At 45.0% G+C, this 15,342-nt stretch carries 17 protein-coding genes and 1 riboswitch; of the genes, 11 read left to right on the top strand and 6 right to left on the bottom strand.

Translation table 11 applies throughout. The features are described from left to right. Positions 1–136: 136 nt before the first annotated feature. Positions 137–2,500, bottom strand: a complete 2,364-nt coding sequence (locus PIL01S_RS00535) for a beta-galactosidase (RefSeq protein ID WP_127535789.1) — start codon at positions 2,498–2,500, stop codon at positions 137–139. Positions 2,501–2,620: 120 nt separating this feature from the next. Between PIL01S_RS00535 and PIL01S_RS00530 the strand changes: the two genes are divergently transcribed. Together PIL01S_RS00530 and PIL01S_RS00525 are read left to right on the top strand one after the other, a co-directional pair. Further along, positions 2,621–3,466 carry a helix-turn-helix domain-containing protein gene (locus PIL01S_RS00530; RefSeq protein ID WP_127535788.1) on the top strand — a complete coding sequence of 282 codons (846 nt, stop codon included), beginning with the start codon at positions 2,621–2,623 and terminating at the stop codon, positions 3,464–3,466. Between the two features lie 101 nt (positions 3,467–3,567). Continuing rightward, positions 3,568–4,191 (top strand): hypothetical protein, encoded by a 624-nt coding sequence (locus tag PIL01S_RS00525; protein ID WP_127535787.1) that lies wholly within the window; start codon positions 3,568–3,570, stop codon positions 4,189–4,191. Positions 4,192–4,334: 143 nt separating this feature from the next. On the opposite strand, the gene PIL01S_RS00520 is transcribed toward PIL01S_RS00525, so the two are convergent. After that, positions 4,335–5,189: a bifunctional 5,10-methylenetetrahydrofolate dehydrogenase/5,10-methenyltetrahydrofolate cyclohydrolase gene (locus PIL01S_RS00520; protein WP_127535786.1), complete on the bottom strand. Its 855-nt coding sequence runs from the start codon at positions 5,187–5,189 to the stop codon at positions 4,335–4,337. 51 nt (positions 5,190–5,240) lie between these two features. Further along, positions 5,241–5,322: riboswitch (ZMP/ZTP riboswitch) on the bottom strand. Positions 5,323–5,496: 174 nt separating this feature from the next. On the opposite strand from PIL01S_RS00520, the gene PIL01S_RS00515 reads away from it, so the two are divergent. From PIL01S_RS00515 to PIL01S_RS00500, 4 genes are all read left to right on the top strand, one after another. Next, entirely contained in the window at positions 5,497–5,886 is a 390-nt protein-coding gene (locus tag PIL01S_RS00515; RefSeq protein ID WP_127536571.1) for a ribonuclease domain-containing protein, read from the top strand. 16 nt (positions 5,887–5,902) lie between these two features. Next, positions 5,903–6,178: a barstar family protein gene (locus tag PIL01S_RS00510; protein WP_127535785.1), complete on the top strand. Its 276-nt coding sequence runs from the start codon at positions 5,903–5,905 to the stop codon at positions 6,176–6,178. Between the two features lie 125 nt (positions 6,179–6,303). Beyond that, complete coding sequence (locus PIL01S_RS00505; RefSeq protein ID WP_127535784.1) at positions 6,304–6,783, top strand: hypothetical protein; 480 nt, start codon at positions 6,304–6,306, stop codon at positions 6,781–6,783. A 228-nt stretch (positions 6,784–7,011) separates the two neighbouring features. Next, positions 7,012–8,025, top strand: a complete 1,014-nt coding sequence (locus PIL01S_RS00500) for an ABC transporter substrate-binding protein (protein ID WP_127535783.1) — start codon at positions 7,012–7,014, stop codon at positions 8,023–8,025. Positions 8,026–8,089: 64 nt separating this feature from the next. Here the strand turns inward: PIL01S_RS00500 and PIL01S_RS00495 are convergent, their stop codons facing one another. After that, a complete protein-coding gene (locus PIL01S_RS00495) occupies positions 8,090–8,851 on the bottom strand; it encodes an MBL fold metallo-hydrolase (RefSeq protein ID WP_127535782.1) in 762 nt (253 codons plus the stop codon). Positions 8,852–9,066: 215 nt separating this feature from the next. Between PIL01S_RS00495 and PIL01S_RS00490 the strand changes: the two genes are divergently transcribed. Beyond that, on the top strand, positions 9,067–9,483 hold the full coding sequence (locus tag PIL01S_RS00490) for an Lrp/AsnC family transcriptional regulator (RefSeq protein ID WP_127535781.1): 417 nt from the start codon (positions 9,067–9,069) through the stop codon (positions 9,481–9,483). 133 nt (positions 9,484–9,616) lie between these two features. Here PIL01S_RS00490 and PIL01S_RS00485 read toward each other — a convergent pair whose 3' ends face one another. Next, positions 9,617–10,072 carry a hypothetical protein gene (locus PIL01S_RS00485; RefSeq protein ID WP_127535780.1) on the bottom strand — a complete coding sequence of 152 codons (456 nt, stop codon included), beginning with the start codon at positions 10,070–10,072 and terminating at the stop codon, positions 9,617–9,619. Between the two features lie 47 nt (positions 10,073–10,119). After that, the gene (locus PIL01S_RS00480) at positions 10,120–10,566 is read right to left on the bottom strand and encodes a hypothetical protein (RefSeq protein ID WP_127535779.1); all 447 of its coding nucleotides are present in this window, start codon (positions 10,564–10,566) and stop codon (positions 10,120–10,122) included. A gap of 248 nt (positions 10,567–10,814) precedes the next feature. On the opposite strand from PIL01S_RS00480, the gene PIL01S_RS00475 reads away from it, so the two are divergent. From PIL01S_RS00475 to PIL01S_RS00460, 4 genes are all read left to right on the top strand, one after another. Beyond that, positions 10,815–11,156 carry an iron chaperone gene (locus PIL01S_RS00475; protein ID WP_371859914.1) on the top strand — a complete coding sequence of 114 codons (342 nt, stop codon included), beginning with the start codon at positions 10,815–10,817 and terminating at the stop codon, positions 11,154–11,156. Between the two features lie 150 nt (positions 11,157–11,306). Then, entirely contained in the window at positions 11,307–12,416 is a 1,110-nt protein-coding gene (locus tag PIL01S_RS00470) for a threonine aldolase family protein (protein ID WP_371859913.1), read from the top strand. Positions 12,417–12,574: 158 nt separating this feature from the next. After that, complete coding sequence (locus tag PIL01S_RS00465) at positions 12,575–13,828, top strand: MFS transporter (RefSeq protein ID WP_127535776.1); 1,254 nt, start codon at positions 12,575–12,577, stop codon at positions 13,826–13,828. A 210-nt stretch (positions 13,829–14,038) separates the two neighbouring features. Beyond that, complete coding sequence (locus tag PIL01S_RS00460) at positions 14,039–14,392, top strand: MmcQ/YjbR family DNA-binding protein (protein WP_127535775.1); 354 nt, start codon at positions 14,039–14,041, stop codon at positions 14,390–14,392. A gap of 119 nt (positions 14,393–14,511) precedes the next feature. On the opposite strand, the gene PIL01S_RS00455 is transcribed toward PIL01S_RS00460, so the two are convergent. Beyond that, positions 14,512–15,342, bottom strand: a complete 831-nt coding sequence (locus PIL01S_RS00455; RefSeq protein ID WP_095287216.1) for a carbohydrate ABC transporter permease — start codon at positions 15,340–15,342, stop codon at positions 14,512–14,514.

Below are 15,342 nucleotides of genomic sequence, written 5' to 3'. Positions count from 1 at the left end.
AGAACGTGTAACACAGATATCCATAAGAATCTGAACGGATGTTTAATCCTTCGTATGACGAAGTTAACCTACACGGCTAAATGATAAAAAGCCCTGAGTTGTTCGATTTAGAACGAATTCAGGGCTTTATGTGATGTTAGTTGGAGAATGGGACGGATAGTTGTCCAATCGCAGCAGCAGTTTTAACCGGATACAACGCGACTTGATATTGCGGAATGGCTTCAATACGGCGGAATTCGGCGATCTCGACTCCCTCAAAGCGCTCAATTTGTGCCTGATTGACAAAGGTATGGACCGTTCCCCTGCGCTGCGGCGTTATGGATAAGTGCAATTCAGAGAATTCAAGCTGAGTGTAGAATTCTTTTAAGCCTATGGACCAGGTCTTACCGTAAGAGATATGATCTGTTATGAGCCGTCCATTCAGGAACGCTTCGGCCACATCACCTTCATAATCCACCTCAAGCCATACATCGTGAACATGGGATGGCCATTCTCCGGCAAATTGCAACAAGGCCGATTTCTCCGCAGGTTTCTTAATCAAAACCTCTGGTGTATATTCAGGCAGGTCTATTGTATAGGTAGTGAAAAGAGTGGAACCCACGTGTTGACAATGGATAGCGCTGGAATGATGTGTTTGCAAATCTTGCTCTGGCTTGGGATACAGTGAAACAGCAATATGGGAAGATCCTGTCGATGTGCAGATAAGCTGATGATTACTGATCGTTACGGGACAATCGCTGATAACCAGCGTTGGTTGTCCCCATAGTTCAAAGGTGTACGCTTTTTGCGCTTCTTCTCTTGAAAGCAGTACAAAACGTACGGAACCACCATCCGTGGTTAGGAAGTTAACTGATTTATTTTTGTCTACGCTTGGTTGGATCACATAATAAGATCCGTGGTCCAATATTACACTTCCGCTGCACTGCACATCCTTTAGATTCGTTTTGGAAACGACGTATTCCGGTGTCATGCCTTCATGTGCATAGAAGAAAACCGTTTTGTCTTGATTTGTGTCGATCATGGTGAGCAATGGAGCCGTTGCGCTAAGTAGGGACACGCCATGAAGGTCCAGATTGAACGGAAGCATCAATCCGATTCCTTCAGGAAGCTCAAGTTCACCTTCAGCGGGGAAGGCAACGCTGCCTTTGGATGTTTCCAATTCAATTCGTATGTTACGGCGGGGCAGGTCGACCTGGTCCTGAAAATTATTCAGAAAAACAAAGCCCGAGCCGTCCTGATGTCTGACACACCAGCGTAGTGTCTCTGTATCTGTCGGATCGATAGTAGACTGTCCCTCAGGCAGAACCGTTTTCATCGGAGCAAGGACCGATCCGAAAGATTCAAGAAACAAAGAGATGGCGCGGATGCGGTCATAAGATGCACCGACTCTGCCGAACTCACCCAAGGGAGACTGGTAGTCATACGTAATTTTCGGCAAGAATTGCTCATTGAGATAACTCTTCTTGCCGACGGGGTTTGATCCGCCATGATACATGTAATAACCCAGCAGATTGCTGCCGCTGGCCAGTTTGACAAGGGTCATGGCTTCTATGCTGTTTGCCGGAACGAACGGCCTCACATTATAACTGACCTGCATACCACCGGCCATTTCACAATACGCTACGGGATATTCGGGCGTGTCGAAATGAACGGGCTCCGCCGGAGTAATATGAAGATCGCGATACACAAATTCCTTGCTTGGAGGCTGGTCAGGCAGCCAGGACGTATAGGCGTAACCTGCAAGCATGGGCAAAAAGCCTTCCTCAGGAACGGCTGCCCCGCCCCAAGCGGTCGCCGTGAAGAACAGAGGACGAATGCCAGCTTCCTCGGCAATGCGGCGCAGTTCAGCCAGATGAGCTGTACCTCCAGTTCCGGAGGACAGAAACTTACCGGTTTTGTAACCCCAGGCTTCATTCGGTGCTCCGGCGTGCATGAATTCATTTTCCAACTGCACAGCTATAACGGGTCCTCCGTCCTGATACAGGCTGCCTTTCATCTGACTGGCGATTTCCCGATACAGTCTGCGTGTCAGCTTCAGATATCCGGGATCATTGGAGCGGATCTCAATAGGCTTGGAAACTACCCAATCCGGAATTCCTCCATTGCGAACTTCGCCGTGGCAGAATGGACCGATACGAAGGATGAGGGGCAGATCCAGTTTGGCACACAGATCGATGAAATGGCGCAGGTTTCGATTTCCACCCCATTCAAAAATCCCTTCTTCTTCCTCATGAAAATTCCAAAATACATATGTAGCGACGATATGAATTCCACCGGCCTTCATTTTCAGCAGCTCTTCTTCCCAGTACAAGTATGAAAACCTGGAGAAGTGAAATTCACCTACGATCGGGATGAAGGGCTCGCCATTACGAGTCATATAATAATTGGTGAATCCAAAGGCATCTCCTTTGGGATTGGTTCCACCATGCATACCCAATTTTCCCGGATGGATTTTCTTAGTGTCTGCATCTATTAATGATAATTTTGAGATGTGACTCATTGCTGGGACAACCTCCTTGTGATATGTTCTTTACGATGAATTCTACTGTGTTCAAAAATATAAGAAATATCGATACAGCTACATTTTATATGGAATAGATCATAGCGAGGTAGTGTGATAATGGCTGAAAAACATGCGGATTATGCTATAGTTGGACACAGGCCCTTTGGAATATTGATCGCAGGTCATTATAAGGAGTTGAACGGATATGAGATTCATCGACCAACAGGGAGCATCGACTGGTTATTAATGTATACGCTTTCCGGTGAAGGGGAAATACAGCATGGCAAAAATTCGATAACCTGCACAGCGGGGGATGTGGCAATTCTTATGCCAGGGCTTCCGCACCATTATAGAACGAAGCAGGATCATTGGGAATTTATATGGGTACACTTCATACCCGATCCCAATTGGAGTACTTGGTTGAAGCTTCCCGAAACGTCAGCTCGTTTCATCTACCAGCGGATTGTTTCGGAAGACGTACAGCGTGATTTGCAGAATGCTCTTCAAAGATTGGTGCGTCACGGATTTTCGGAAGGCCGTTCGGAACAATATCGCCGATTATCCGAGCTGGCCCTGGAGGAAACGTTGATTCACATTCAACATACATATCCACCTGATGTTCCGGTGACTATGGATCCCCGAATTGCGGAGATCATGCGGTATCTGCAGATGCATCCTGCGCAGAAGATAAGCATACCGGAACTTGCGAACCGATGCTGTTTATCCACCTCACGCCTCTCTCATTTATTTAAGGAGCAGGTAGGGGATACGATTCTAAATACCGTTCACAAGTTCAGGTTGGAGAAGGCAGCGCAGCTTCTCGCCGGAACGAACCGGCAAATCGCAGAGATCGCTGCGGATGTCGGATTCGACTGCGGTATACATTTTACAAGAAAATTCCGTGAAGCCTTTGGCGAGACACCATCAGCATTTCGGAAACGAAAAAATAACCTTCAAGCTTGATTGTTAGATTGTTCTAATAAGCTGCTGAAGTGGAAGGCAAACCAAATGAAACGTTTATAATGTAAAATACGGTTATAGTATCAGAGGAGGACAAGTGCAGCATGAACCTTTTTCACATCCAATCCACCATACACGGAACTGATCGAACTGCAGCCTTCCTAGAAGATAACTTTATCGGGATAGATTGGCCAGCTACAGGGGATTTGGAACAACTACCGGTTGAAGAATGGAAAGAGCAAATCAGGCAGCATTATGTAATACCTGAATCGGAACTGAGCGGAGTAATAGGTACCCTACAGACGTTTATAAACATCATACAGGATGGAGATCATGTCTTAATTCATGACGATGAGTGGGTATATGTTGGAGATGTGGGTGACTATTTTTACGATGACTCCGTTAGCATTAGAGAAGGTTCGATATGTCATCGGCGAGGCGTAACGTGGTTGGGGCGAATTCCACTGACAGAGATAAACGATAAAGTGCTTGCTCTGATTTCGAATGCTTCCATCATTTCAACATTCGAGTATCCACTTTCACAGGCTCAATTGGATCCGTGGCTTACAAGAACTCCCGAAACGGAAACGGCAGTTCAACATTCGTTTGGCGTAGATGACGGGACAGTACAGGAAGCTCTAGGTGTACTTAAGAATGCATTACAGAGCGAAGATGAAGAACTTCGTATTCGTGCGGCGACGGCCATTTTACAATATGCCAAAAAATAAAAAGAACCTGAACAGATAAGAAGTAACGAAAATTGAATTAGCAGACGTACGCACTTTCAATGCACATTACCCCTTATGTCTTTACAGAAAGAAGCACGCAAAGCCCTCATGAAAAAAGTGAGCTTTGCGTGCTTTCGTACATATTATGATGTTTTTTTGGATTGCATGCAGGCTGATTTGATGGTGTGTTCGATCAGCGTAGCGATGGTTACGGGACCCACTCCACCCGGGACGGGTGTAATGGCAGATGACGGAGTCAAGCAGGATGAATAGTCCACATCACCGATATTGCCTTTATTGTAACCTGCATCAATGACAACTGCACCAGGTTTAATCCAGCTTCCTTTTACAAAACAGGGTTTGCCCACGGCAGCAATCACGATATCTCCCGATTTCACGATTTCTTCCAGATTGACGGTTTTGGAGTGACAGGTAGTTACCGTTGCATTTCGGTTAAGCAGCATGGCTGAAACGGGCTTACCCAGAATTGGACTTCTTCCTATGACCACAGCATGCTTGCCTTCGATTGGAACGTTATAGAAATCCAGAATACGGATAATCGCTTGTGGTGTGCAGGAAGGGAATGCGGCGACTCCAAAAGCATTTAACGCAAATCCTAGGGTGGTAACTCCATCTACGTCTTTCTCTATGCTAATTGCATCAAAAGCTGCTCTTTCATCGATATGATGCGGTACCGGGTGCTGCAACAGAATGCCATGTACGGATACATCTTCATTTAAATTGGTTATTTCCTGAATTAATTGTTCCGTTGTCGTCTCTGCAGGCAAAACCACTTTAATGGAATGTACCCCTATTCGGGCACATGCATTGCCTTTCATTCGTACATACGTTTCCGAAGAGGGGTCATCACCAACCAAAATAGTAGCTAGACAAGGCGTGATTCCTTGCTCCTTCAGGATGGCAACCTTCGAAGTCATCTCTTCCTTCATGAAGTCCGCTACCGTTTGTCCATTCAACATTAGCTTCTCTGTACTCATGCTCATCATCGCCCTTTCCAAATAAAAAGAGGCAAGGAAATAAAACTTCCTTACCTCTGCCCAGGCGTACGGCTTGATTAGACATCATATGCTCCCTCACGGTTCACCGTGTTCGCCAGTTACATATGACCATATTAAATTGATAGTACTTCATTTTGAAATGTACATCAATACTTTTAACTTTTAGCTATACTTGGAACTGTGTGCAGATTGATATATACTTTTTTGAGTTAAGAAGATTAAAAGGAGATTATAAGCAGTGTATATTAAAAAATGGCTAGGTGCTGTACTCATTATACTTGCGACGATGCTGTTCGCAGGTTGTTCACTAGAATCGCTATCTGTAGATGATTCGACCCAGACTCATGCTGTCTTGAACCAATTTGACGAAGTTGCCAATTATCTTGCCGAGCATCAGGAACTTCCGGATAATTATATTACCAAGAAGGAGGCCAGAGCTTTAGGCTGGGAACCAAGTGAAGGAAACCTGCAAGATGTGGCCCCAGGCAAAAGTATCGGCGGTGATATATTTCAGAATCGGGAAGGCTTGTTACCCAAGAAAAAGGGAAGAACGTGGTACGAGGCAGATATCAATTATTCCGGGGGGACCCGGGGAAGTGACCGAATTCTCTATTCCAGTGATGGCTTAATATACAAGACAACCGATCATTATCGCACGTTTGAACAAATCAAATGACCAAAGGTAGGATGGTATGAAGACAGTAATCATTGATGGAAATGATATTCATGGAAAAGAAGAGCTGCATGATATTCTTCAGGCGAAGCTGGGATTAGATGACTCTTACGGGCGGAATCTTGATGCGTTATGGGATGTCATTACAGGCTTCATTTCAATTCCACTAACCATTCAATGGGTTAATTTTGAGGCCAGCAGGGCTGTGCTTGGAGAATACGCTGATCAGCTAGTGGAGTTAATGCGTGACGCAGAAGAAGAGCTGGATCAGTTTCAATTGGATCTGAAAATGTAAAAATCGAACGGGCAGTCCGCTGAGGACTGCTTTTTTTATTGTGCAACATGTTTCATGAGACTTCCGTTAATGAGTTTAGGAATCCATAGGAGGTGAGGGTCATCCCAAGGAAGTTGTTGTACTTCATGTATCTTTTGTCACTGGTTAGTCTGACTACATCTTGTGCAAGCACGTTTACGAATACAGAGGCTGATAACAGTCTAAGCGGACTATATCTTGCAGCATTGGAAGAGGTCATATCAACAGATTCAGCTCTTAATCGATCGATGGAGTATATATCAATAGACTATGATCGGACACCTGCATTAAGTGATTCTGATGGACAACATATAATGAAGTTCTTACGAACGAAATATAAGGTGGACGTTTATAACCTAACTTATGAACAATTGCTTAAGCAAGGTTTATATGAAGGTAATGAAAGCAATCTCCGAGGAATTTTACTGCGGATCGAAAAGGTTGAGCTGGCGGACGAGCAGAATGAGGCCACACTTGTAGTCAGTAAATATCGTTCGAATGAGGGTTCCATCGCTGTAAAAATAACGCTGCAATATAGGGATAACAATTGGATGGTAGTTGATCATGTTACCTTGAAAGAGAGCTAATACTGGATAAGGATTGCGAGGCTATAAAGTTCTCCGAACACTAAACAATCTGTCTTAAAAGTCGCCCATGGCGGCTTTTTTTGATCCTTGGAATGGAAGTCTGTCTGCGGGGTTAAACATTCAATTTAACACATTTTAAAAAGAGAACCAGAATTAGCTTGTCAAATAGACTGCATCATGATAAAGTGATAACGATTATCAATATCAATTAAAAAGGGTGGGTTTACATTGTTGAGACGATCTAATTCGATCTTGCTTATTTTGGCACTAACCGTGCTGCTGGTACTAAGTGCATGCGGTCAAACCGCCACGACGAGTACAGCAACCGATGCAAGTGCAAACATGGCAGAGCAGACAACTGACTCAGCATCAGCAGCTGACTCAGCGTCAACTGACGAAGGGGAGACAGTTACATACCAATCGGATGCGGGAGAAGTTGAGGTACCCAAAACACCGCAGCGTGTCATTGATTTGACGGCGTTTACGACAGGATACTTTGTAGCACTGGATGTTCCCGTGGTAGGAGCTCTGTCTGGAGCAATGGGCAATAAGTATATTAAGGATCAATTGATAAGTGAAGGAACAACTGATCTGGGTGAGCAGCCTACAGCGGAACAGCTGGTAAGCCTCAAGCCGGATCTGATCATTGCTTATACGGGCACAGAGGGCCTTGATCAATTGTCTCAAATTGCCCCTGTGGTGCAGATCCAATATGGCAAACTCAACTATAAAGATCTTATGCTTGAACTAGGCAAGCTAACGAATAGGGAAGATGCAGCGAAAGCCTGGGTTACAAACTGGGAAGCGCAGATTAGCGAATGGAAACCCAAAGTAGAAGCCGCAGTCGGTGACCGCACTGTCTCCATTCTGAATCCATACGCGAAGGGATTGTACGTATTCGGCCATAACTATGGTCGTGGCGGTGAAATCCTCTATGGTGAATTTGGCTTGAAGGCCCCTACCAAGGCTCAGGCAGAAGCGATTGACAGCGGAACAGGCTTTGCTTCGATCTCCATGGAGGTGCTGCCGGAATATGCAGGTGACATCATCTTTACAAGCCCGTGGTCGGGCGATACAAGTGATGCCGAAGTCGTATACAGTAATACATTGTGGGAGAATCTGCCTGCTGTTAAAGAAGGACATGTCTTCCAGCTGGATAACACTTCGGACACATATAACGACCCTATCACTTTGGAAGGACAATTGAAATTTATTACGGACAGCTTGCTTTCTGTGAAGTAAGCAGTAGAAGAACACTCCTGACCGTCACGAAGTGACGGAGGAGTGTTATTTTTTTATAGCTGAATTATAATACGTAGGATTCTCCATCCTCAGGAACAGCAATGTGACTGGTGATTCCTTTATCCTTCAAAAAGCTTCTTAAGTCTTCTCTGGAAAGACCCCAATGGTTAACTGCTTCCATGTGGACTACAATGATTTTCGCGTCTGGTGCAGCTTGGTATACTTTATAGATATCGTCTATGCCCATAACCAAGGAACCACCCTCCAGAAACTGATTATCTCCTCCATTAACAACAAGAACTTCAGGTTTGTGAGTATGGATCACTTCTTGAACAGATTCGACCCAAACGGTGTCCCCTGCTACATATAAAGTCTGCTCACTAGTGTGTTTAAAGACTACACCACATACTTCGCCAGCCAGCTTCAAGACTTCTCCTCTCCCATGCTCCCCTTTTGTTTTAAAGAGTTGAATGCCCTGAAATACTGAATTTTCATGAAGAATCTCTACGTTGTTAAAGCCAGCATTTTTAACTTCAGACGCATCAGCTTCGTTCTGTACAAACATTTTGATGTCTTTGGGCAGCGCTTCTTTTGCGGCATCATCAAAGTGGTCCAAATGAAGATGGGTAACGATCACCGCGTCGATACCACGGACTATATTTTCAATAGTTGTCGGAAGGTCGACCAATGGATTCTTCTGATCCTGCCTCGCAGAATTTGGGAATGGAGGATACACACCCTTGTCAGCCAGGAATGGATCAATTAAAAAGTGTTGTCCTGCATATTCAACGATAATCGTAGCATTTCGGATTTGAGTTATTTTCATTGTAATTCTCCTTTGATCATGAATATATAAATAGCTTACACGCTCCGGATTTCTGCGTACATGCATAGAATCAAGTCTTTCTTCTCATTTACTTGAATAATGAAAGTATTTCTTTTCATGATGGGTTTGTATGTAGAATAGAGTAAGCTTTACTTATCTCATGAATTGGGTTTTCATTGGTGATGATACTAAAATTAAAAGGGGTAGGATAACGAGTGCTCGATCACATAGATGAATTAATTATTAAAGAGCTGTCCGCGAACAGTCGCATTACGATGAAAAAGTTGGGGGAGAAAGTTCATCTCACTGGACAAGCAGCTGCTTCGAGAGTGTTGAAGCTTGAGGAAAACGGAGTTATTGAAAAATACACCGTCCAAGTAAATCAAGTTAAACTAAACTGTTTAATCCATGCGTTTATCACGATCAAACTGACGAATCCACATCATCAGTCGTTTCTGTCTTTTGTTAAAACTGAAAATGATTTTGTACTAAATAACTATAAAGTGAGCGGAAACGGATGCTACATTCTGGAGGCCAGATTTCCATCCAATGAAGTGTTGGATCAATTCCTTGTTCGTTTAAACGAACATGCGAACTATAGTCTATCCATTGTCATTAACAAGCAAAATTGAATAAGAAACAAGAATAAAGATGCCTGATCCCGCCAGCTCTGACCATCGGAGAGCACTGGATTTGGATCAAGCATCCTTATTATTAGTCTATACGTACGAGACATGATAGCGCTTTTTTGTCCGAATCATCGACTTAGTCATCGGAATACACAGTTGCGTTGAAACTTTCGGGTCCGAGTCGGACATTGCTTACGCCGGTATCCGGACCATAGGAGAATGTCGCATAGACAGAATAAACGAGTTGACCATTTCCCGGTGCAGTTACGTTATAATCGGAGCCCGTAAAACTGAGCACACACGGGCTAAAGAAAGGGTTGCCGAGGACAGTCTTTTCTGCACGATACACCAGCTGCTGCGAAGCTCCCAGACCACGATATACCTCAATGGCAAGAGAACCGTTGTTAAATAACTGATTGGCGGTTACCGTTACTATACCTGAGAAAAGTGTGCGGATGGTTGGTCCCGGATTACTTATTTGCAGCCCAACTTGTGCGAACAATAACGGAACGCCGTTTGTGAAACTGGGAGTGAGAACGCCCTGACCCCCTTTAGAGCCTTGAGAAGTTCTTGCATCTAATGTCTTAACCATTGGTAGTCCTCCTTTCTTCGAAGCTAAGGAGTAATCGAAACGTAGAGTTAATCATCGCTGTAAGCGACCGCATTGAAGCACTCCGGTCCAAGACGGGTGGCTTGTTCTGATGCGGATACAGGGACGAACGTTGCAAAGCAGGAGTAGATGATCTGCCCATTGGCTGGTGCAGGCACATTGTATTCTGAACCTTCAAAGCTCGCCAAAATCGTACTGTCGTTAGGAAACACAGGCTGGGAAACCACATAGATCGGTTGGCCCGTATAAGTTGCCCCTCTGAATATTTCAAAACGAATAGAAGAAGGCAAGGAAGACACATTGGACACCGAGATCCGATAGGTCCCATTAAATTGCGTTCGAATGATCGGCCCCGGATTGAAAATATTGAGTCCAACAATCCCGAGCAGGGTAGGTGTATTTGCGCCAAGTGGGACGTTGAGCGGGGTAATGCCTGCTGACCCCAGTGACGTACGGGCGTCAAGTGTACGAACCATAGCAATTCCTCCAATCTATCATTTTGCCATATGATATGTTGCTCAGTGGAAGGAGTTGTCCGCTTAGCGGCAAGAACTTTAAGCTGCTCCAGAGAGATACAGCATGAATCAAACGAATTTTTGTTTGGAGACTTGAAACGAACGTGTATACTTGAGGAAAAGAGTAAGTTGCCAATTAAACCAACGGACTAACTTTATTCTATATAGGAGGAATTTACTTGAAAGAATTTGAAGATTTTCTGGCACGGATGGATAACCCCGAACAGCGTGCCCGAGCCGAAGAAGTGCTGAATTGGGTGGCTGCGAAATTTCCTAACCTCAAGGCCAAGATTGCATGGAATCAGCCAATGTTTACTGATCATGAGACCTTCATTATTGGATTCAGCGTTGCCAAACAGCATATGGCGATTGCTCCCGAGAAGGCAGGCATTCTTCAGTTTTCAGATGAGATTGTGGAGGCTGGTTATGATCATACGAAGGAATTGATTCGAATCAAATGGAGTCAACCCGTAGATTTTTCTTTGCTGGAGAGAATCATTGCTTTTAATATTACAGACAAGGCAGACTGCTCGACTTTTTGGCGGAAGTAAAAGCAAAGCATGATATAACGGCGTTTCACAAATGACACTAGTTAAGTAAAGTTTAAATAGAAAGGTGTGAGCCAGATGGGGCAACATACGGGTAATCAAACTAAAGGTGATATCGAAGAGACATCTGCTGAAGAGACTGCAGGATATGGCTTGAGCGATACACCGGATTCATTAATGGAAGCGTTCATGAAGGCCGAGTATATCGTTGGCGGTCATGGCAGTCGCAAAATCAAGGTTCTCCAGGAAGCATTTCAGCACATTGACGGTGAGATGGACAGCGATCATTACGGGAGCGGAGAAACCATTGAACATTTCCAGCGGCAGATGGCTGAAGTACTGGGCAAGGAGGCAGCCATCTTTTTCCCAAGTGGGACCATGTCACAGCAGATAGCGCTGCGGATTTACTGTGATCAAAAGGGACTGAAGCGTGTAGCGTATCATCCCCTGTGTCACATTGAAATTCATGAAGAGAATACGTTGAAGGAGCTTCATCAGATTGAAGCGGTTCTGCTTGGTGACAAGGACCGATTGATACGATTGGAAGATGTACAAGCTATCGAAGGTGAGATAGCCTGTCTATTGCTTGAATTGCCCCAGCGGGAGATTGGCGGCCAGCTGCCTGCATACGAAGAACTCGAAGCCATTTCGGCTTATTGCCGTGAACGCGGAATCAAGCTGCATTTGGATGGAGCCAGACTGTTTGAGATCACACCTTACTATCAGAAGTCGGCAGCAGAGATCTGCAGCTTGTTTGATAGTGTGTATGTGTCTTTCTACAAAGGCATTGGCGGTATTGCAGGAGCCATACTGGCTGGAGATACGGATATGATTAAGGAGTCCCGAGTTTGGAAACGTCGGTTTGGCGGGGATCTGATCGGTCTGTATCCTTATATTCTAAGTGCCCAATATTATTATGATCAACGTATTAATAAAATGGGAATCTATTATGAACAAGCGAAGCAGCTCGCTTCATTGCTGAATCAATGTTATGGAGTACGCACGCTGCCCGAAGTACCCGTGTCGAATATGTTTCATGTGTACATCGAACGAACCCCAGCTGAGGCTGAACCGATTCTCAGCAGAATGACGCAGCAGTTTGGAATAGGGTTAACTTCGTATCTAAACGAAAACAGCGAGACCGGGCATTGTTCATTTGAACTTTCTCTGGGAGACCGATATGAAACCGTGCCGGAAGATAGGCTGCAATCTGCTCTGATATGGCTGGATGAACAGCTGCGTTCGCATGGTCCGAAGCGCTGAGTAGACTTTAATGTGAAATTTAAGGAAAACATTCGAATTGGAAAAATCAGTCTTTAGTCGGAGGCGTGGGAAGATGATGTCCGTATAATTATGATTTGAAGGGAGACGTCAGATCATTAAAGTATGGACATCTTTACGACAAATGGAGGTTGAGGGGATTGAATAGGCAAGTCCAAGGCACTAATGCACCAAGCCTGTTTCGCAATCGGTTTCTTCAGACAATCTTGTTATCCAGCGTTCTCCTACAGATCGGCATCTGGGTTCGGAATTTTGCAATTCTACTGTATGTGGCGGAGACAACGAATAATGATCCATACGCCATTTCACTCATTAGTGTGGCCGAGTTTGCCCCGATTTTTGTGTTTTCGTTCATCGGAGGTACCTTTGCTGATCGCTGGCGGCCAAAACGAACGATGATATGGTGTGATGTATTATCTGCCGTATCGGTATTTGCAGTTCTCCTGACCATACATTATGGCTCATGGCATTCCGTCTACCTTGTTGCATTTATTTCGGCAATTCTGTCGCAGTTCTCCCAACCTTCAAGCATGCGATTGTTTAAGTATCATGTTGCAGAAGAACAGCTGCAGCAGGGCATGGCTCTATTCCAATCGCTGATGGCCATCTTTATGGTGCTTGGCCCGATGCTTGGCACCTTCGTATACAGCACGTTTGGCCTGGAAATATCCATCGCTGTTATGGGCATCGTTTTCCTGCTGTCCGCACTCGTTCTTGTTCGTCTGCCCGAGGATCAGATGCAGACACAAACGGCTGCGGTTAAAGGACAGTTTCGAAAAGAATTCGTGGAAGGGTTTCGTTACGTTTGGCAAAGTCAGGTGCTCCGGATGCTCGGGCTGGCGTTTATACTTGCTGGTCTCTCCGTTGGTGTAGCTCAAGCGCTCAACCTGTTCATTGTTACCGAGCAGCTTGGCAGGAGCAAGGAATTCCTGCAATATCTTCTGATGGTGAATGGTGCAGCTATGCTAATTGGTGGGGGAATAGTAGCCACATTTGCGAAGAAGGTTCCACCACAAATTCTGCTGGCAATTGGAATGGTAGCCGGAGCGGTATGTACAGCTATCGTGGGTTACTCGACAAGTGTCCCCGTCACGCTGACCGTTCAATTTCTGAATGGACTGGTGTTCCCTTGCATTCATATAGGAATCAGCACCATGATTCTGAAATGGTCGGAGGCTTCCATTGTCGGCCGTGTGAATGGCGTCTTGAATCCGATGTTTGTAGGCATGATGGTCATTTCCATGTCCTTCGCAGGGGCGTTAAAAGATACCTTTTCACTGAGCACCATCTACAGCGGAGCAGGGTTTCTATTTCTCATCGGTGCATTGGCCATGATTCCAATCATGAACCACAAAGCACCGGATAAATTACCGCAAGTGGCCCAAGAGGTGTAATACAGCAGCAGCTTCATATATGCAATTCACAGGAATCGGCATGAAGTGCCGGTTCTTTTTTTGTCTTACACGATGAAGTAACCTTGCATATAACCAACGGTTCATACAAAATGAGATGGAAGGATTTCTATACTGAGGTCGTTCGAATCGACTGATTCAATGCAGCGAGGATGGAGTAAACTCAGAGAACGATAATGGAGGAAACAGATCATGACGTTAGAAGAATTAACGGAATACTGCTTGTCGTATCCCAGTTCATATGAAGATCATCCATTTGGAGAAGGATGGACGGCGATACGCCACCAAGGAAACCAAAAATTATTTGCACTCATATTGCACAATTATAATGGACATGTATGTGTAAATCTGAAGTGTGATCCGGAACGTTCAGATTTCCTGCGAAATGCATTCCCGGAGGTGATTCCCGGTTACCATATGAACAAGGAACACTGGAACACCGTTAATGTGGAAGGTAATTTGCCTCTGGAGGATGTGCAAGGAATGATTAAGCACAGTTACGAATTGACAAGGCCCAAGCGGGTAAAAAAGAAGAGCGAAGCTTAGTGCAGGATATTAGATCCCCATTAAGTTGAAGTCAAAAGGTTAAAAGATAAAAACCCACCTTGTTAGGTAGGTTTCTTTGGGTGGCATTTTAAGAAAATGAGCTCCGGTTGTAGAGCTGTTTAGCCTTTGACTGCTCCAGCCGTAAGGCCGCTTACGATGTATTTCTGACCAAATAAGTACAGGATGAATACGGGCAGCGAAGTCAGTACAAGATTGGCAAAAATCAAATTCCAGTCCCGGCTGTACTTGCCGTAAAAATTGTAGATCGAAAGCGGCATCGTCCACGTGGAGCTGTCTGTCAGGAAGTAAACCGGAATCGTGATGTCATTCCATACCGACATGAACACCATGATGGCTACCGTCGCGTTAACAGGCAGAATGAGTGGCGTGACGATCCGGAAGAATACGCCGAACACGCTTGCACCTTCCAGAAATGCAACCTCGTCAAGCGCTCTTGGAATGGTTTTGATAAAACCACTGTACAAGAATACACTGAACGCCGTATTAAGAGCGGCATAGATCAGGATAACGCTTGTAATGCTTCCATAGAAGCCCAAGCCCTGTACAACCCGAATCGTTGTAATGATCGACATTGGAGCAATGAGTCCCATGAAGAAATACATATAGATCGCTCCGGAGACTTTCGTTTCTCTGCGAGCAAGAATGAATGATGCAGCTGAAGATGCCACGATATTGATTACCGAGGATACGCCAGTAATCCAGATACTGTTGAGAAAAGCCCTCGATAGGCCGCCTTCTTCGAAGACCCGCACGTAGTTCGAGAACTGCCATGTATCAGGTAAACTAAGGGAGAAGCTGAGTACCTCGGCGCTTGTTTTGAATGAACCGAAGATCAGAATCACGAGCGGCAGGAGAACAATCAGGGAGGCCAGAATTAGAAATCCTTCCACAATGTAATTGCGGATGGCAAGTTTGCGAGTATAGCCCAT

The sequence above is a fragment of the Paenibacillus illinoisensis NBRC 15959 genome (assembly GCF_004000925.1).
GTDB lineage: Bacteria > Bacillota > Bacilli > Paenibacillales > Paenibacillaceae > Paenibacillus > Paenibacillus illinoisensis.
Note: the sequence above shows the minus strand (reverse complement) of the source record. Positions and strands in the feature narration are given on the sequence as shown.